The sequence below is a fragment of the Bacillus sp. MD-5 genome (genome assembly GCF_002201875.1).
GTDB classification, from domain to species: Bacteria; Bacillota; Bacilli; order Bacillales; family Bacillaceae; genus Bacillus; species Bacillus stercoris.
This window is the reverse complement of the sequence record NZ_CP021911.1, coordinates 1,129,958-1,147,598: the sequence shown is the minus strand read 5'-3', so window position 1 is coordinate 1,147,598 and position 17,641 is coordinate 1,129,958. Positions and strand designations below refer to the sequence as shown.

The following is a 17,641-nucleotide window of genomic DNA, read 5'->3' as shown; positions in this document are numbered from 1 at the left end:
TAGTTAAATATAATATCTGCCTACTTATTATTGAAAGGTGATTATTGTAATGGAAGCAATTAATCAAACACAAAACATACCAGCGATCTCCTTCAGATCAATCAGAAAAAGCTATAAACAAGATGGACAAACCTATGATGTACTGCGGGATGTCACCGGAGACATTCAACAGGGTGCAATCGTAGCCGTTTTAGGCCCTTCCGGCTCAGGCAAAAGCACCCTCCTTTCCTTGTGTAATTTAATGAGAACGCCTGACAGCGGCGAAGTCAATATATATGGAAAGGAAATCAGAGAATGGAATGTCAATGAGCTGAGACGAACGGCTGCCCTCGCGTTTCAATCGGCCCCCGTGCTCGACGGGACAGTGCGTGACAATCTAAGTCTGGTCCAAAGGCTGCATCAATCCCAGCTGTACCCTCCAGAAAAGCTGGCTTCTCTTGCAGGGCTTTCGCCAGAGCTGTTAGACAGAAGCGCCAGAGACTTATCGGGCGGACAGCGGCAAAGGCTGTCACTGGCAAGAACGATTTCAAATCCTTCCTCTATTTTATTGCTGGACGAAATCACGTCGGCCTTGGACCCAGTTTCTGCTCTCGAGATTGAAGAACTGATCAAACGTCAGCATCGAGAGAAAAAATGGACAGTCATGTGGGTCACTCATAATATGGAGCAGGCAAAACGAGTAGCCGATACCATTTGGTTTATGGCGGATGGCCGGCTGCTTGAAATCGCTGAAACCGAAACATTTTTCTCCGCTCCGCAGCATGAAGCAGCCAAAGAGTTTTTGAAGGGAGGCACTCGGTAATGGATTACCTTTCTCTCTCTTTAACGATGATCTTTGTTTTGATCGCCTTGTTTTTATCAAAATCCTTTAAAGCCGGCGTAGAAAAAGATATGATCATTGCCACCATCCGGGCCGCGGTGCAACTGCTTATCATCGGTTATGTTTTGTCTCTGATTTTTCGCGGAGACCACCCTGTTTTTATCCTGCTGATGGTGCTGTTAATGCTGGCGGTGGCGGCGCAAAATGTCATCAAACGAAAGAAAAATACAATTGGTTCGTTCTGGAGGGTGTTTGCCGCATTAGCGATTGTAGAAATTGTGACGCAGGGAATTCTGCTGTCTCTTCATATCATTCCGCTTACAGCACGATATGTCATTCCGATCAGCGGGATGGTCATCGGAAACTCGATGGTGCTTTCGAGTTTGTTTTTAAATCGGCTCAGCTCAGAAGTTGGCGTTCGCAAAGAAGAAATTCAATTAATATTGTCGCTTGGCGGCACACCGAAGCAATCCATACAGCGCATTCTTACTTCAGCGATGAAAATGAGTATGATCCCGACGCTCGAAAGCCAGAAAACACTGGGACTTGTCCAGCTTCCCGGCATGATGACAGGCCAGATTCTAGCCGGGGCGGACCCGATTCAGGCAGTGCGCTTTCAGCTCTTAATCGTGTTTACAACAATGGCCTCAGCCGCGCTGACTTGCGTAATCTTAAGCGTGCTGACATACCCGTCATTATTCACCGTCCATCAGCAGCTAAAGGAGAATGAATAACAGACAAAAGCCGCTTTTCCCTTGGAAAGCGGCTTTTTGTACTTGTTATTCCTTTTCTTCATAATATTTGGCCAGCTCAATAATCATCGCGCCCATCCGCTCAATCTCTGGCGCAAGCAGTCTCGTGATGCCTTCTTCCCGCAGCGCCTCAGCAGTCACTTTTCCGACAGCAGCTGCGATGGTGCGCTCTTCGAATACTGTCTTCACTTCATTGATATAGCCTCGCTCCCTGGCAAAATCAAACAGGGAACGAACCTGAATGGCCGTTGTAAAACAAACAGCGTCGATATCATTATTCATCAGCTCCCCGCATAACCGCTCCACCGTTTCCTCCTCCGGCGGAATGTGCTGATAAGGAAGAATCGGCAGGACAGACGCGCCCTTTTCTTCAAGAAATGCGATAAGGGCCGGCGCATTTTCTCCATGAAGCTGCACCATGACTTTTTTCCCTGAAAAGTCGTGAGGCTCCAAGGAACGGATTAAGCCTCTTGTTGTCCCATCTTCATCTGAAACTTCCGGTGTGATCCCAAGCTTTTTCAGCGCAGACAGGGTTTTGTATCCCCGGCATGCCGCTTTTGCCTGGCGAATCGCCTGCAGAAACTCGTCTTTCAGACCGATTTTCTCTGCCATATCGATCAGAGTTTCCGTGCCGATGCCTGTCGTGAAAATGACCCAGTCAGCTTTTTTCTCGACAAACGTTCGCAAGTCCGGTTCCACCTGCTTCTCCGCTAAGTAAACCGTGCCTTGGAGAGGCCTGATGACAGGTGTTCCGCCCTGTTTTTCAATGATTGTACTGATTTCTTCCGTTTTTCGGGAGCCCCCGATTGCCACGCGCTTTCCATGTAACCCTTTTCCCATACCCGATTCCTCTCCTCTTTGTATAGGCTTTTTATGTATACAAGCTTAATAAAGCTATTTTGGCGCAAACCAAGGGAGAAATCAAGATAAACCCAAACCTCCAAAATCCATTTGAATACGACTGAAGCTTGCTGTAAGATAAACAACAAACACGTTTTGTAACGGAGGATCGACATGGAAACAAAAAAAGAAGAATATGAAACAAAAGGCTACGATACATCGATCGTTTACGAGTTCAATGAATATCCGGATGCCCGCAGCGGGCGCTGTGACAATTGTGATTACACATTGTTCAAAAGCTCTGTAAAAGGCGGAAAATTCCTTAGAGAATGCAGGAGATGCGGGATGAAAAAAAATATTTAAACAAAAAACCGAAATCGAATTGATGATTTCGGTTTTTTGTCGCTTACTGCGGTACAGCGGATTTTTTCATAAACGCTTCAATCTCAGCTGCCGCACGCTCCGCTCCGCCAGCTTCTTTGACATCCTTTTGCATATTCTTAACGCGGCTGAGCAGCTCTTGATCACCGGATACTGCCTGAACCGCTTCCTTCAGGCTGGAAACCGTCACCTCCTCTTTCGGCAAATAAACGCCGAGGCCTAAATCATCGACACGCTTAGCGGTGAGCTCCTGCTCATACATTTGCGGAATGACGACAAGCGGTACACCGGCATTCATCGCTTCCATCGTACTGTTCATCCCGCCATGGGAGATGAACAAATCAGCTTTCTCTAACACCTCAAGCTGGGGCACGCTTTGGCGAATGGTAAAGTGAGCAGGGATATCATCCAAGCTTTCTGGATCAATTGATTTTCCGACCGACATGACCACCTGCCATGAAGAATTCCGAAATGCCTCAATGCACATCTTGTAAAATTCCGGCCAGGCGTTAAACGCCGTTCCCAATGAAATCAGCATAAGCGGTTGATCGCCCTTTTTCATTTCCAAGCTTTCCTGTTCCGTCCGTTTTCCAAGGGATGGGCCGACAAAACAGAAACGGTCATCGAACGTCTCATGCTGTATTTGAAAAGATTTCGGCATAAAGACAATATTCAAGGCCTCCGGCACAGCTAATTGTTCAAAAGAAACAGCCGGCAACTGCTCTTTTTCCAAGTAAGCTTTGAATTCAGCCTCTGCTTCTTTTATTTTTTTCAGCATGTCTTCATTTCCTAACTGAAAGGATTCATTTTGGGCATATGACGAACAAAGCTTAATGACCGGAACATTAAACTTGTCAGCAAACAATTTTCCAGCCAGCGCGACAAAATCATAGATAATCAGATCAGGCTGATCATCCTTATATAACTCTTCAAGCTGCGGCAGAATGCTGAGTGATTCTTTCAAAAGACTGAGAGGCGCATCATTCTTTTCCATCATCTCCCTGATTTGCTTAGGATCAATATTCAAGGATGTATGATAGATCAATGCTTCTCCACCCGCTTGCTGAACAGCGGGCGCAAACTCCTCAGTCGTCGCGTACGTGACACGATGCCCTTTCTCACAAAGCTTCTCTACTAAAGCAAGCGTAGGGTTGACATGACCGTACGCCGGGATATTAATCATCGAGATATGGTACTTTTTCATGAATCTCCAGTCTCCTTATCTATTACATTTTCACACGGAAGCTCTTTAATCCGTATATCACGCTGTTTTCAATCGGAGTGATACTGAGGCACTCCATATGAGGAAAAGCAGAAATCAAAGACGTTAACGCGATATTTGCTTCAAGACGGGCAAGCGGTGCACCAAGACAAAAATGGATGCCATGGCCAAACGCGATATGCGGATTGGGATGGCGGCGGATATCAAACATGTGCGGCCTGTCAAACTTTGCTTCATCACGATTTGCCGATGCCACAAACGCCAAAACCATATCACCTTCTTTCATCAGGTGCCCCCCGATCTCCGTATCCCGCTTGGCAATGCGTCTCAAAACCGGGGCGGGTGCTCTGAAACGTAAGGCTTCCTCGACTGCCTGAGACATCAATTCAGGATGGCTGCGCAGTTCCTCGTACACACCTGGCGTTTCTAATATGCTGTACATCGCATTTGAAATCAGGTTTGTTGTGGTTTCATTTCCGGCCACCAGCAGCAGCGTGCAAAACGGAATCAGCTCTTCACCGGAAAGCTTCTCGCCTGTTTCCTCCGCTTCCACTAAAATAGAAATAATATCCTGTGCCGGTTTGTTTCGCTTTTCTTCTATGATGCCGGCAAAAAACGCGGCCAGTTCTTTCTCACATTTATCTCGTTCTTCCAAATAGGCTTTTTCCGCTTCTTCACTTTTATCCTTTGGTGTGCTGACCAGAAGATCAGACCATGCTTTAAACTGATCCATATGCTCTGAAGGCACTCCCAGCAGCTCAGATATCACAATAACCGGAAGCGGGTATGAAAAATCGTGAACAAGGTCAAACTCACTACGCCCCTGAAAACTTTGAATCAGTTCATCTGTGATTTCCTGAATTCTCGGTTCCCATTGCTTCATCACGCGCGGGGTGAAGGCTTTATTCACGACTGAACGGATTTTTGTATGCCTCGGTGGGTCCATGTTAATGATGGAATTTCCAATAGAGCTTGTCTGCTGCGGCATGTAACTGGAAAACAGCTCTTTATCCCCAATAACTTTTTTGACATCATCATAAAGAAAAACGCTCCACACTTGGTTTTCTTCATCAAAGGAAACAGGCGCATCTTTTCTCATCGATTCGTACCATGGGAACGGATGATAAACATCCTGTTTGTTTTTCCCATTGAGCAGCGCTCGCTGCAAGGCTTGCCGGCGGTTTAACACATTCATGTATAGTCACTCCCATTGAAAGAATTTAGCAATTGATGTGCCACTTCACCTCCCGCTTTCGTAATGAGAGGGACTACCACATATAATCAAATTAATAACAGCAGGCAGGCGATCACGATGTTCGATGCAGGCATCATATATTCCCCCTCGAATTTCGTTCATCTTACCATAATCTTTCAATTTTTTTCTATTCTGCGCTGCTGTTTTGGCTCACAACGTGACCTTAGGCATAAGCACGCACATCCAATATGCATTCAATTGCACCGCTCCGCTCAAAAAACATCTCTGTTTTCAACCAAATGCACTAACTCCAAAAAATGACTTTCCCATTATGTAAAATAAACTGGTTCTATGATTAAATAGAAGGTAAAAGGTGAAGGAGAGAACAACATGGCAGCACAGACTGATTACAAAAAACTAGTTGTCGGCATCCTACTTTCACTGGCATTCGCACTGTTTGTGTTCTCTTTTTCTGAGAGACATGAAAAACCGCTTGTTGAGGGAAAAAAGCAGGAAAACTGGCATGCTGTCGTCGACAAAGCCTCTGTCAAAATTTATGGCAGCCGACTAGTTGAGGAAAACAAATTAAAGCAAAAACTCGGCCATAAAGAAGCCGATTCTATTTTGACCCTTCTGAAACTCGCCAACGAAAAACACATTACATTATAAAAAAGAAAGAGCCCGGAGGCTCTTTCTTTTTTAGTCGAATATCGTTTTCTTGTCCGGATGGCGCAAAAAGTCAAACAGCATGCCGAGCTGTGAAGGTGTGTTTCGTTTTGGAGAAAGCGGCGGGAGTCTGTCTTCCGGAAAAAAAGCGGCATGATTCGTCTCAATCCCTGCTTCCCCCTGTCCGCCCGTAATGCTGCATGCGATGAAGATTTTATAATAGTGATAAGGCTGAGGAGGATGAGAGTGTTTTTGGCTGTCCAGCACGGCTAGCAAACGAGACGGCTCTGTATCATACCCCGACTCTTCTTTGATTTCCTTGACCACGTTTTCAGCCGGTGATAAACCAATCTCGCAAAATCCGCCCGGGAGCGACCACAGCTCATCATGCTTCTCCCGAACAAGCAAAATCTGATTCTCTCGAAATACTGCGCCGCGAACATCCGCTTTCGGCGTCGGATAGCCGCTCTCCCTATTCCATAAATCAGTGATAACTTCCATGTCCGTCTGTGAGTAATCCGCCATCATTTCCGCGCTGAGCTTCATTAACTCCTCGTACCTCTCCCTGTCATACACATCCTTGGAAAAAGCAAGCCCCGCCTGTGCGATCGCCCGAATCCGCTGTGCCCGTTCCAGCCATTTGGTTTGCACTTTTATCACTCTCCCCTTCACATTATTTGTCACTATAAAAAAGCACGCTTCTTCCCTGATGAAAACGTGCTTTTTTTTAATCTATTTTTCTAATTTTATCAAATAATCTTTATTGTATTTCGCGCTTTCTTCAATTCTATCACTTCTAGTATCTGTTAAAAAAGGGTTGTACACTAATGTGTAATTTTTCTGTTCTCCTTTGGGTATTACATAACTAACTACTCCTGTCACCTTTTTTCCTGACGCCAGATTCCCCCCCAAAAACATTTTTCCTTTATCCTCCAATGAAATGACTGAGCGAACTGATTTATTCTTCTTGTCTTTCAGATCTAATCCTAATCGGCTGTATTCCATTGAACCTTTTCCAACGTATTCTAGGGTCACTTCTATAATTAACCGCTCTTCATTACCTTTTAGTGTTTTTATTTTATCAGATTCTTTTCCACCCAAATCTCCATATTGGCCATTCTGTTCACGATCCACTTTATTCACCGTGAAATTAATATCATTTACTTTAATTGTTTCTCCTATTTTATGTATTTGATCATCTTTTTTGATCTTCGGCTCACCGCCTTTTTTCAATTCCTTATCAAGTTCCTTTTCAAGCTCTTCTTGCGATTTTTTCTCTTTCGGTTTTTCCTTCTCTGATGCATCGCTCGATTGGCTGCACGCGGAAAGTGAAAACCCAATCACCAGTACAAATAATAGTAATAAGACTTTTTTCATGATTGTTCCCCCATCTAAAGTAATCGATTTCCATTATAATCATATATCCCCTTTTCCTAACAGGTAAGAAAGTAACGATTATTTCTATCTCATTCATCATAAACTTACTTCTTCCTAGTATTTGAATATTTTTTACTAGTCCATTAGACCTTTTCATCAAAAAAACCCGAGCTGGCTGAAGCCGGCTCGGGCGGGAGGTCAATCTCGCTTATTCATTCCTCTTTTCTCTCGTGGTTCCTGATGATGTTTTTGATGCTCGGGGGGCTGCGTCGTGCGTTCCATCTCCTTTGTATCTTGTCCCATTCCTTTTAAAAAGGAAAAGAGCAGTGTAATTGATTTGTTGATTTCCGGGTCTTTAAGCGAGCGGATAATATCAAAATATCCTGTCTTTTCTTCGCTGTTTTTCTGTTCTACAGCGCTTGCCACACCCGCATTCACTTTTAAAATGAGAGGCTCCAGCTGCTTCACGTCCAGCATGCCGAGCGTCCCAAACAGAAGCAATAGATTTTTCAGCGTGTTGGCCGTTTCCTCTGTATCTGCTTTTTTCACCAGGATATCAAGAACTTTATCCCCTTGGCCAAAAAGGCCGCGGAGCAACGGCAGGACACCGCGCTCGTTCATATGGCCCAGCATATGCAATGTTTCGAGAATCGCTTCTTTGTGATCGACTAAGGCATCTTCAATTTCCCGCAAATCACGCTTTCGCTGATCCTCTTCGGTTACCTCGATTTTCTGAATTTGTTTAATCGCTTTAGCCATTATGCCCAATCCCCCTTTTCACTGCGTCGCCAGGGAAAATATAATCCTTCCGCGCCCATTTCTTTTGAACCTGCACACCGATTTGCGGCTGCGGATTGCCGTTGCGGTGATTGATCTTAGGCAGCGGGTTGATTCCATCGCGCTTCAAAATTTCCATCTTGGCTGAGGTTTCTTTGTAAGCTGGCGTATCGGTATCCTTATCGGCATGGCTGCCTGTTAACAGGTTGATCGCCGCTTCCCCTGAATCGTTCATTGGCAGATACACTTCCTTCCCTTTGACACGATCAGTCATCAAACACTTCACTTTGACATTTCCGAAAGGCGATGTGAGTCTGACGAGGGTTCCGTCCTGAATCCCTCGTTCTGCCGCAAGCTCAGGAGAAATTTCTAAGAACACTTCCGGTGTTTTCTCCGAAATCCCTTTCGATTTGTAGGTGAGGTTCCCTTCGTGGAAATGCTCTAAGAGCCGTCCATTGTTGACGTGGATGTCATATTCCTCACCGAACTCCTCAGGCTCTGTCCACTGAACGGGGTAAAGAATGGCTTTTCCATCCGGGAAAGGGAAGCGATCCGTAAAGAGTAAAGGCGAATCCTTTCCATCAGCGCTTACAGGCCATTGCAGGGAATTGTAGCCTTCAAGGCGTTCATAGGTGACACCGGCATAAATTGGCGACAGCTTGGCTGCTTCCTCCATAATGTCTGCAGGGTGCTCATAGTGCCAGCCGGCGCCAAGCTTATTGGCTACCTCCATAATAATCTGCCAGTCAGGCTTTGATTCGCCCAGCGGTTCAAACACCTGATACAGCCGCTGAATCCGGCGTTCTGTGTTTGTAAAGGTTCCTTCCTTTTCAAGGCTCGGGCTCGCAGGAAGAATCACATCAGCAAACTCGGCTGTACGTGAAAGGAAAATGTCCTGCACCACAAAGAAATCAAGCTTTTCATATGCGGCGTGCACATGATTGATATTAGAATCCACCAGACCCATTTCTTCACCTTTTACATACATCGCTTTCAGCTGGCCGGAATGGATTTTTTCGATCATTTCGTGGTTAGTCATACCCGGGTCCTTCGGCAGCGGCACACCCCACACCCGTTCGTATTTTTGGCGGACTTGTTCGTCCGTCACCTTTTCATAGCCCGGCAGTCTGTCAGGCATGCTTCCGAAATCGCTTGCTCCCTGCACATTGTTATGGCCACGCAGTGGGTAAGAACCTGCTCCCGGTTTTCCATAGTTTCCTGTCACAAGCAGCAGATTAGAGATCGCCGTGCTCGTGTCGCTTCCTCCAATATGCTGTGTCACGCCCATCGCCCACAATGCGCACACACTGTCAGCTTGCCCAATCATCTCGGCCATCTGGATAAGGGTCTCTTGATTGATCCCGGTTTTCTCCTCGGCATATTCAAGTGTGTACGGCGCCAGGCTTTTTACATATTCATCCCGTCCGTTCACTCTTTCCTGCAAAAAGCGCTCATCAGCTTTGCCGTTTTCAATTAAATATTTGGCGATCGCATTCAGCCAGACGATATCCGATCCGGCACGCGGCTGGACAAATAAATCGGAGCGCTCTGCCATTTCGTGTTTTCTGATATCCGCGACGATCACTTTCTGCCCTCTCAGCTTATGGGCCCGTTTAATGCGAGTGGACAAGACTGGATGCGACTCAGACGTGTTCGAACCAATAATCAAAACAAGGTCGGCTTGTGCGATATCTGTTATTGAGCCTGAATCACCACCATAGCCGACTGTCCGAAACAGGCCGGCAGTCGCAGGAGATTGGCAATAGCGCGAGCAGTTGTCCACATTGTTTGTGCCAATGACTCCTCTGGCCAGCTTTTGCATGAGATAGGATTCCTCGTTCGTACATTTAGACGATGTAATAAAAGCAAGTGAATCCGGTCCAAACGCCTCTTTCAATTCCGTGAACTTGCTGGCGATCAGCGATAACGCCTCCTCCCACTCTGCTTCACGAAAATGCTCGCCTTCCCGGATCAGCGGCTTTGTCAGGCGTTCTTCGCTGTTGACGAAATCCCAGCCAAACTTTCCTTTCACACAAGTAGAAATACCGTTGGCCGGCGCTTCCTCTTGCGGCTCGACTTTCAGAATGTCTCTGCCCTTAGTCCAGACATCAAAGCTGCAGCCGACGCCGCAATAGGTGCAGACGGTTTTCGTTTTTTTGATTCGTTCATCACGCATAGCGGATTCCATATCAGAAATAGCGAGAATTGAACCGTAGCCTGTCTCTACGCCTTTCGTGATCTCGATCATCGGACGCAGCGATTCGTTATTGATGCCTGTTAAATATCCGGCTTCCCCTTCCATCCCTTTTTCCATCATCGCGTTACAAGGACAGACGGTTGAACAGTGCCCGCATGACACACATGACGACTCATTGATCGGCACATCGTTATCCCAAATGACGCGCGGGCGTTTCCGCTCCCAGTCAATGGTCAGCGTTTCAGTGACCTGAACGTCCTGGCACGCTTCAACACAGCGTCCGCACAAAATACATTGATCTGGATCATACCGATAAAACGGATGGGATTCATCCTTATGGTATGGCTTGTGATCAAACGGAATGCTTTGGTGATTGATTTTCATTTCCTTCACCGTATTATGTATTTCGCATCCCCCATTGTTGTAATCGCAAACTGTGCAATAAAGCTCATGATTATATAAAATCTTGTCCATTCCGAGCACCTGCGCTTTTTTTACGTCAGGTGAGAGCGTATCAATGACATCCCCATCCTTTAATTCAGCGGAGCACGACCTCTTCAGCTCACCATTGATGCTGACGATGCACGTATCACATGTTTCAATCGGCCCTAAGCTTGGATGATAGCAAACTTGCGGCACTTCAATCGAGCTGTTATTCAAAAGCTGCAGTACCGTCTGTTCCTCTGACGCTTCCATTTCAACGCCGTTTATTGTGATTTTTTTCTTGCCAGCCATCTCCATTCCCCTTTCTTGCTATATATACCGAATTACCTATTTCAGTTCCCTTACAACAACTCAATAAAACATACAAAGCGCACTCACATGTTTTGTTGCAAAAACACGGGGAAACGGAATAGTAGATGAATAAGGAGGGATTAACATGAAAAAGACAATGTCTGCTATAACCGCGGCAGCAGCAGTAACAAGCTGTTTTACCGGCTTTGGGGCTGCGTCCTTTTCAGCACCGGCAAAGGCCGCAGCTCAAACAAATACACTCTCTGAAAATACAAACCAATCAGCCGCTGAGCTTGTCAAAAACCTTTACAACACCGCCTACAAAGGAGAAATGCCTCAGCAGGCGCAAGGCCTTACCATTAACAAAAGCACAAAAGGAGATGTCCATGCTGCGTTTGGGGAACCGGAAAGACCAGTCGGGGGAGACAATCGATTTGATTTATATCACTGGAATATGGGGCAGCCGGGCTACGGATTTTCCTATCATAAAGACATGACTATTTCAGAAATCCGCTATTTTGGAACCGGTGTGGAACGGCATCTGAATTTAGGCGGTGTTACGCCGGAAGTGCTGCAGAAGCAATTAGGCCCAGCGAATCGAGTGTTGACCGTCCCGTTTACCGATGAAATCGACTATGTATATGACACAGGCCGCTATGAACTTCATTTTGTAATAGGCACGGATCAGACAGCCGACCATGTAAACTTAAAAGCAAAATAAACACCCTACGCGGCTAATTCAGCCGCTTTTTTAGTGGACAAATAAAAGATATATTTCTTACAATACAGGGAGATGAAGCAGAGACGGGGTATCAATTCGCAATGAAGCGAAATCGATGGATATATGCAGCTTTCACCATACTGATCATGGGGCTCGGGCTTGGATCCAGAGCATTCGCCAGTGCTCTTCCTGATTCCCTCAATACTTATCTGGGAGACTCGCTGTGGGCCGCCATGATCTTTACGGGATGCGGATTTCTATTTCGGAAACTGAAGACAATGAAAACGGGCATTATCAGTCTTTCTTTCTGTTTTGTCATTGAATGCAGCCAGCTCTATCATGCCGAATGGATCGACCAGATTAGGGATACTTCTCTTGGCGGGCTTGTACTGGGGTACGGTTTTTTATGGAGCGATATCGAAGCATATACAATTGGAATTGCAGCCTGTGCCGCCATAGAACTGCTCGTTTTGGGAATCAAAAAGCGCCGCTGTATGTGACGCTTTTTTCATGTAGAAAACAGCCCGCATTGAGAAAGAATGGTCTTCGCATCCAAACGCGTGGCCTCGCTTATCGTGATATGATGTTGATTCATAAATGACTGAACGGCATGATATCCAACCGCATAACCTGCAAAAGCCGATAAACCTGCAGGCTTAAAACCTTGGTCTTTAGCAATTGGATCACCAAACATATAACGGCTGACTTCCGAAAAGCCTTTCATATCCAGCACCTCATTGATCACATCAATGGAATACTGCAAATCCTCATGATCAAAACGAGTTACCCAAGGCCCCAATCGTTCTGTGCCAAATAGCTCACGGGCGAATGATTCAGCCAATCCTTCAATCACAAGATAATCCCCGACACTTACAGAGCCATGATCAAAATCAGTATACGAAAACCGCAAATTATGATGAAACTCATGAGCAATAATGGAAGGAATCCTTGGCAGGTTATAACTGTTCGGATGAATCCATACATGAATAAAGCCCGGTATCCCGCCAAACCCGCAGTAGCCTTTTTGCAGCTGAAGCTTATTTGGATCGGCGATATAAAGGCCGAATTTGATCTCCCCTGCATTCACCCGCAACTGTTCACGCTCAGCAAAAAGGATGCATTGTCGAAGTGCAGATTCCGCTGTCTCTAAAGCATGTGATTCCTTCAGTATTCGCAATGCTTTCTGCCCGATTTCAACATCACGGACATCCAAATAGCCAAGCATTTTCGCAGCCATCATCACATCATAGCCGTTTGGCTCCTTCGCTTTCAGCGGAACATGGATGGCGGTCCACATCTTTTCAAACGGCCTCATCATCGTATACCGAAATTCATCCTTTCTTTTTTGTTCTTCCATTAAAAACAGCTTTTCGTATTGCTCAAAGGTCTTTTCCATGACAAGATTCATCCTGATCCCTCCTTTTCAAAAACATACGGTATGCCGCAGCGTAAGGGTCAACAGGAGAAATTAAGCCATTTTTCACTGTAAAATCATACAAACCCGCCGATAGGTAAGGCATAGGAGGTGGAACCATGGATATTCCTGCTTTATCGGTTGCGATGCATCAAGCATCCCTTGCCCAGAATGTAAATATCGCTTTAACGAAAAAAATGCTGGACACCGCCCAGCAAAATGCCGATCAAACCTTAAAGATTATTCAGCACCCGACTCTCGGACAAACCATTGATGTAAAAGCATAACCTCACACCAAAGGCGGCCAAGAACTCCATCCTCCCGGCCGCCTTTATTGTTCACAAAAAAGCATGCATGTTTTGATTGTTCCTCCGTATGATTTATTGTTTGCCATATTAAGGAGGTCATAAAGGATATGAAAAGACTATTTACGAAGGCTTCATTGGTGTTATTCGCAGTAGTATTTGTTTTTGCCGTCAAAGGTGTACCCGCCAATGCGGAAACCCATGCCTACGATGGAAAAAGCCCTTATTACAATGATTGTGCGTCCAGCGGCTCTACAAAAAAATCCTCAAACTTAGTGAATGCCAGCAATCAAGTCATTGGAGTAGTCGAGCTTAAGTTCAGCAGTACATGTAAAACGGCTTGGGCAAAAATCACGATGAATAATACATTGACGTCAGGCTTTGAAGCAAATGCGGAGATTACCCGGAACACGGACGGAAAAAGATATAACTGTGATTCTGCAGGCGGCAACGGAAAAGCGGTCGCCGGCCAAAAATCTTGTTATACACCGATGGTATATGATTTAGATCCAAGGACTTCTTACGCTTTCGGCAAGTATTCAGGGCCGAACTTGAATGTTTGGGCCACCACAGGCTCTTATTAAATAGAAAAAAGGCTGTCCGTACGGGCAGCCTTTTCCTACTAATTTGCTTCTCTTTGTTTTTTAACCTCTTCAAGCTGAGAAACTGTGACCAATTGATAACCTTGATCGGTGAGCTTTTTCATAATTTCATCGGCCGCATCAGCAGAGGTGCGGTAAATATCGTGAATCAAGATGGTTCTTCCATCTCCCGCCTGGCTCATGACACGGTCAACGATTGTTTTTTTGTTACGGTCTTTCCAATCTTCCGGGTCAACGTCCCATAATGCGACATCCATTTTCATTTGACTCCGCAGTTCATCATTAATGCCGCCGTATGGGGGTCTTACAAGCGTCGGGCGGTATCCGCTTATTTTTTCAATGATGTCTTGCGTGTCATTGATCTGCTTTAGCGCTTCTTTCACTGGAAGCCTTGTGAGAAGCGGGTGGCTCCACGAATGGTTCCCCACCTCATTTCCTTCTTTCAGCATTCTGATTAGCGTTTCCGGATAATATTGAACCCTGCTCCCCAAAACAAAAAACGTGGCATGCCCCTTATATTTCTTCAAGGAATCCAAAATCTGATTTGTTGTCGCAGGATTCGGCCCGTCATCGAAAGTAAGTGCAATGACTTTTTGATGTGGATCAACCGTTTCCTCTTTGGGTAAAGAAATCACTTCATGCTTCGGCTTTTGTTCTTTGATTTTATTTTTATTTTTTGCTTTATCAATATATTGTTCTTTCAGAATGTCTTTCAAAAGACTTTTCTTAATGGCAATTGATTGCTCTCCAAGATAGCCTGCTGCAACCTGATATGTATCAAAGTAAAGTTCAATATAATCTTCCTTGATGGCAAACCGGCTGAAGTTATCTTTTTTCGGAGCCGTCCCTTCCTTTAACAGCGCATCGTCCGCTGCAATGTCCTTATTCTTTTTCAGCTCGTGATAAGCGATTAACGAAAGCTTGTGTAAGTAGTCAGCGTCCTCTTTGAAAATATCATCAATGGAAAGAAACGCTTGTTTACTAAAATCATAGTTAAACGTTTTTTTCACGGTTTGACCGTGTGCGCCCCCGATATATTTATATTCATTAAATACAATCGCCACTGTCTGTTTGGCATAATGGACAATTTTATAATCAACATTTAATTCGTTGCGCTTAGTCGTATGCTCTTGGTCAACGTTTTTTGTTTCCTTTTGAAATTGGCGAACCTCTTTTTCTGCGAATCTTTTTAATACCGAATCCATTTTTTTATTTTTGAAAACCGGATAGTTTACCGCGTAATTAAACGTTTTCCCGTCATTGACAAGCGTTGCGATCTCAACATTCCCATACTGAGAATCAGTTCTTACTTTATTCATGACCGTTTCTTTTTTCAACGAATGATTATGGAAAAAGCCAATAAGGCCCACCACAATTACAACTGCTATTAATACATGAAACCATTTGATTCTTTTTACTAACAACAAAAACTCCTTCTTTCGTAGCCATTTCGATTTATTCTTCATCAGTTAGAACTGTATCTATTTAGAAACATTCTTGTAATATTTCAGTAACATTTATTTCACATTTGTAATAATATGAGATTTAGAAGTTCATGTCAATCCTTTTTAAGGAATTTCGTCATAAAATAAACCTGGGTTTCATGAATGTACATACACCCAACTTAAGCATCAAGAATATGGTAAAAGGAATAAAAAAAGCAGGGAGGTTTTCCTCTTGGATTATCCTTTGAATGAACAGCTATTTGAACAAATGACACCTTATGATGAGAGACAGCCTTATTTTTATCCGCGTCCGAGACCGCCATTTTATCCGCCTTATTATTATCCAAGACCGTATTATCCGTTCTACCCGTTTTATCCGCGTCCGCCTTACTATTACCCGCGCCCGCGGCCTTACTACCCCTGGTACGGTTACGGCGGGGGTTATGGCGGAGGATTCGGCGGCGGTTACGGATATTAAGCGTCGCTTGCTAAAATGGGGGCAGTCCAGCTCCCCATTTTTTTTATTAAAAATGACAATATCATGACAAATATAGGAAACAATTGTGATTCCATAGCCCTCTTGTTACGATAACTAAAGCATGCAGTTTTGGGGGAGGCGTCTATTTTTTGGGGAATACAAGAGATTCGGCAGCCATATCTGAAACGAAATACATAAAAGCTTCGAACCGGGTAACCATTTACGATTTTATCAAACTTGCAAAACCCGGCATTATCATATCAAACTCGATAGCAGCCTTTGGCGGATTTTGGATCGCGTTTGCAAGCGCAGAAAAACAATTAACCGGAATGGCTTTTTTGATGACAATGGTGACAGCAATGTTGGGAACCGCGTTTGTGATGGCTTCCGGCACTGTCTATAACAACTATTTTGATCGGCATATGGATGCAAAAATGGCACGCACTCGCAGCAGGGCCTCGGTCACAGGGAAAATGCCGCCAGCCATGATCCTAACATATGGCACTGTGTTAGGAATCGCAGGTCTAGCCATGCTTTATTCCCTCAATCCATTAACGGCCCTTCTCGGACTGACCTCCTTTATTTTTTATGCGATCATCTATACAGTATGGGTGAAACGAACGTCTGTGTGGAGCACATTTGTCGGGAGCTTTCCTGGAGCTGCGCCGCCATTGATGGGATATTGTGCCGTAACCGGAGATTTCAGTATGGCAGCAGTGCTGTTGTACACGATTATGTTTTTGTGGCAGCCCCCGCATTTCTGGGCGATTGGGATAAGACGCAAAGAGGAATATCGTGCGGCTGGCGTTCCGCTTTTGCCAGTAGTCAAAGGCAATCATGTAACAAAAATAAAAATGATGCAATATATTGCCGTTCTGGTGCCGATCACGCTATTATTTCCTTTTTCTCTCGGCACTGGCTATATGAGCCCATTTTATTTCTTAGCCGCCTTGGTTCTTGGAGGCATATGGATCAAAAAAAGCATCAAGGGATTCAAAACAGACAATGACGTGATGTGGGCAAAGGATATGTTTGTCTACTCGCTCATTTATTTTTGTTTGCTGTTCTTCATCATGATGATCGATTCATTTGTGATGTTTCTGATCAGATGATGCAAAAAGAGCCACACATTAATGTGACTCTTTTTTGTTTGGAAAGACAGCCTCTAATAGAAATGTCACAGCAAAAAACACTGCCATGCAAATCAAAAACCGTACGATTTCACTCAAAATCCAGCTATCAGCAATACGCATGCCATCGGTTTCTCGGAGGGTTGCGCATATTGAAAAAATCATGAGTATGTTTTTTAGAGTTTCTTTGTTCATGAAATACCATCGCTTTCTTGAATAGGATGACTTAAAAGCAAAATAAATGATCAGGTCAGTCAGCCAAATATGAAACATGTCGCCATCGTTGCATGTTGATGTTTTTTTGCAGCCCATTGCAAAGTTCAGCAAAACAGATGAAAACCGTTCAGTGATTAAACAGATCTTTTGCGATAGACGAAGCGGAGAAAAGGCCGAACCGTCTGCTTCTGTACTTTCTCCTACTATCAATACGAACATTTAAAAATTCAGTAACAATTAGCAAAAAGACTGCCGTCCCCCAGCCTACTTTCGGGTGTTACTAAAGTACATAAGTAAAATCGCTAATATATGATTCTCCAATCCATAAACCCGAACGCTTTTTCCATCATCAGGTATTATAATCCAAA

The 17,641-nt window shown here is 44.7% G+C and carries 18 protein-coding genes and 1 pseudogene; 10 read left to right on the top strand and 9 right to left on the bottom strand.

Translation table 11 applies throughout. The annotated features are described in order from the left end of the window. Positions 1 to 49: 49 nt before the first annotated feature. Together CDO84_RS05695 and CDO84_RS05690 are read left to right on the top strand one after the other, a co-directional pair. A complete protein-coding gene (locus tag CDO84_RS05695; protein WP_040083397.1) occupies positions 50 to 802 on the top strand; it encodes an ABC transporter ATP-binding protein in 753 nt (250 codons plus the stop codon). Then, positions 802 to 1,554, top strand: a complete 753-nt coding sequence (locus CDO84_RS05690) for an ABC transporter permease (protein WP_040083398.1) — start codon at positions 802 to 804, stop codon at positions 1,552 to 1,554. The genes CDO84_RS05695 and CDO84_RS05690 overlap by 1 nt, the downstream gene beginning before the upstream one ends. 45 nt (positions 1,555 to 1,599) lie before the next feature. On the opposite strand, the gene CDO84_RS05685 is transcribed toward CDO84_RS05690, so the two are convergent. Then, a complete protein-coding gene (locus CDO84_RS05685) occupies positions 1,600 to 2,412 on the bottom strand; it encodes a uroporphyrinogen-III synthase (protein ID WP_040083399.1) in 813 nt (270 codons plus the stop codon). Between the two features lie 174 nt (positions 2,413 to 2,586). On the opposite strand from CDO84_RS05685, the gene CDO84_RS05680 reads away from it, so the two are divergent. Then, the gene (locus tag CDO84_RS05680) at positions 2,587 to 2,775 is read left to right on the top strand and encodes a DUF8096 family protein (RefSeq protein ID WP_003232781.1); all 189 of its coding nucleotides are present in this window, start codon (positions 2,587 to 2,589) and stop codon (positions 2,773 to 2,775) included. Between the two features lie 43 nt (positions 2,776 to 2,818). Here the strand turns inward: CDO84_RS05680 and CDO84_RS05675 are convergent, their stop codons facing one another. Then, positions 2,819 to 3,997 carry a glycosyltransferase gene (locus CDO84_RS05675; RefSeq protein WP_040083400.1) on the bottom strand — a complete coding sequence of 393 codons (1,179 nt, stop codon included), beginning with the start codon at positions 3,995 to 3,997 and terminating at the stop codon, positions 2,819 to 2,821. A gap of 22 nt (positions 3,998 to 4,019) precedes the next feature. Next, positions 4,020 to 5,210, bottom strand: a complete 1,191-nt coding sequence (gene yjiB, locus CDO84_RS05670; RefSeq protein ID WP_040083401.1) for a monooxygenase YjiB — start codon at positions 5,208 to 5,210, stop codon at positions 4,020 to 4,022. A gap of 390 nt (positions 5,211 to 5,600) precedes the next feature. Here yjiB and CDO84_RS05665 point away from each other — a divergent pair, with 390 nt between their 5' ends. Beyond that, positions 5,601 to 5,879 (top strand): hypothetical protein, encoded by a 279-nt coding sequence (locus CDO84_RS05665; protein WP_040083402.1) that lies wholly within the window; start codon positions 5,601 to 5,603, stop codon positions 5,877 to 5,879. A gap of 30 nt (positions 5,880 to 5,909) precedes the next feature. Here CDO84_RS05665 and CDO84_RS05660 read toward each other — a convergent pair whose 3' ends face one another. From CDO84_RS05660 to fdhF, 4 genes are all read right to left on the bottom strand, one after another. Further along, complete coding sequence (locus tag CDO84_RS05660) at positions 5,910 to 6,536, bottom strand: NUDIX hydrolase (RefSeq protein WP_082033018.1); 627 nt, start codon at positions 6,534 to 6,536, stop codon at positions 5,910 to 5,912. Between the two features lie 72 nt (positions 6,537 to 6,608). Continuing rightward, positions 6,609 to 7,253: a DUF4352 domain-containing protein gene (locus CDO84_RS05655; RefSeq protein ID WP_040083404.1), complete on the bottom strand. Its 645-nt coding sequence runs from the start codon at positions 7,251 to 7,253 to the stop codon at positions 6,609 to 6,611. A 198-nt stretch (positions 7,254 to 7,451) separates the two neighbouring features. After that, a complete protein-coding gene (locus CDO84_RS05650; RefSeq protein WP_040083405.1) occupies positions 7,452 to 8,012 on the bottom strand; it encodes a helical membrane plugin domain-containing protein in 561 nt (186 codons plus the stop codon). Beyond that, positions 8,005 to 10,962 (bottom strand): formate dehydrogenase subunit alpha, encoded by a 2,958-nt coding sequence (fdhF, locus tag CDO84_RS05645; RefSeq protein WP_040083406.1) that lies wholly within the window; start codon positions 10,960 to 10,962, stop codon positions 8,005 to 8,007. Before fdhF ends, CDO84_RS05650 begins: the two co-directional genes overlap by 8 nt. 145 nt (positions 10,963 to 11,107) lie before the next feature. Here fdhF and CDO84_RS05640 point away from each other — a divergent pair, with 145 nt between their 5' ends. Together CDO84_RS05640 and CDO84_RS05635 are read left to right on the top strand one after the other, a co-directional pair. After that, the gene (locus tag CDO84_RS05640) at positions 11,108 to 11,683 is read left to right on the top strand and encodes a YjgB family protein (RefSeq protein ID WP_040083407.1); all 576 of its coding nucleotides are present in this window, start codon (positions 11,108 to 11,110) and stop codon (positions 11,681 to 11,683) included. Positions 11,684 to 11,784: 101 nt separating this feature from the next. After that, positions 11,785 to 12,183 carry a ribosomal maturation YjgA family protein gene (locus tag CDO84_RS05635; RefSeq protein WP_040083408.1) on the top strand — a complete coding sequence of 133 codons (399 nt, stop codon included), beginning with the start codon at positions 11,785 to 11,787 and terminating at the stop codon, positions 12,181 to 12,183. An 8-nt stretch (positions 12,184 to 12,191) separates the two neighbouring features. Here the strand turns inward: CDO84_RS05635 and CDO84_RS05630 are convergent, their stop codons facing one another. Then, positions 12,192 to 13,091: a DUF2268 domain-containing putative Zn-dependent protease gene (locus tag CDO84_RS05630; protein WP_040083409.1), complete on the bottom strand. Its 900-nt coding sequence runs from the start codon at positions 13,089 to 13,091 to the stop codon at positions 12,192 to 12,194. A gap of 125 nt (positions 13,092 to 13,216) precedes the next feature. On the opposite strand from CDO84_RS05630, the gene CDO84_RS05625 reads away from it, so the two are divergent. Beyond that, positions 13,217 to 13,384: a YjfB family protein gene (locus CDO84_RS05625; RefSeq protein ID WP_014663594.1), complete on the top strand. Its 168-nt coding sequence runs from the start codon at positions 13,217 to 13,219 to the stop codon at positions 13,382 to 13,384. Positions 13,385 to 13,512: 128 nt separating this feature from the next. After that, positions 13,513 to 13,986, top strand: a complete 474-nt coding sequence (locus CDO84_RS05620; protein ID WP_014663593.1) for a YjfA family protein — start codon at positions 13,513 to 13,515, stop codon at positions 13,984 to 13,986. Positions 13,987 to 14,024: 38 nt separating this feature from the next. On the opposite strand, the gene pdaC is transcribed toward CDO84_RS05620, so the two are convergent. Then, complete coding sequence (gene pdaC, locus CDO84_RS05615; protein ID WP_040083410.1) at positions 14,025 to 15,428, bottom strand: peptidoglycan-N-acetylmuramic acid deacetylase PdaC; 1,404 nt, start codon at positions 15,426 to 15,428, stop codon at positions 14,025 to 14,027. A gap of 253 nt (positions 15,429 to 15,681) precedes the next feature. Here pdaC and cotT point away from each other — a divergent pair, with 253 nt between their 5' ends. Further along, positions 15,682 to 15,927, top strand: a complete 246-nt coding sequence (gene cotT / locus CDO84_RS05610; protein WP_040083411.1) for a spore coat protein CotT — start codon at positions 15,682 to 15,684, stop codon at positions 15,925 to 15,927. A 121-nt stretch (positions 15,928 to 16,048) separates the two neighbouring features. Then, positions 16,049 to 17,039 (top strand): annotated as a pseudogene (gene cyoE, locus CDO84_RS05605) (heme o synthase). Positions 17,040 to 17,641 lie beyond the last annotated feature (602 nt).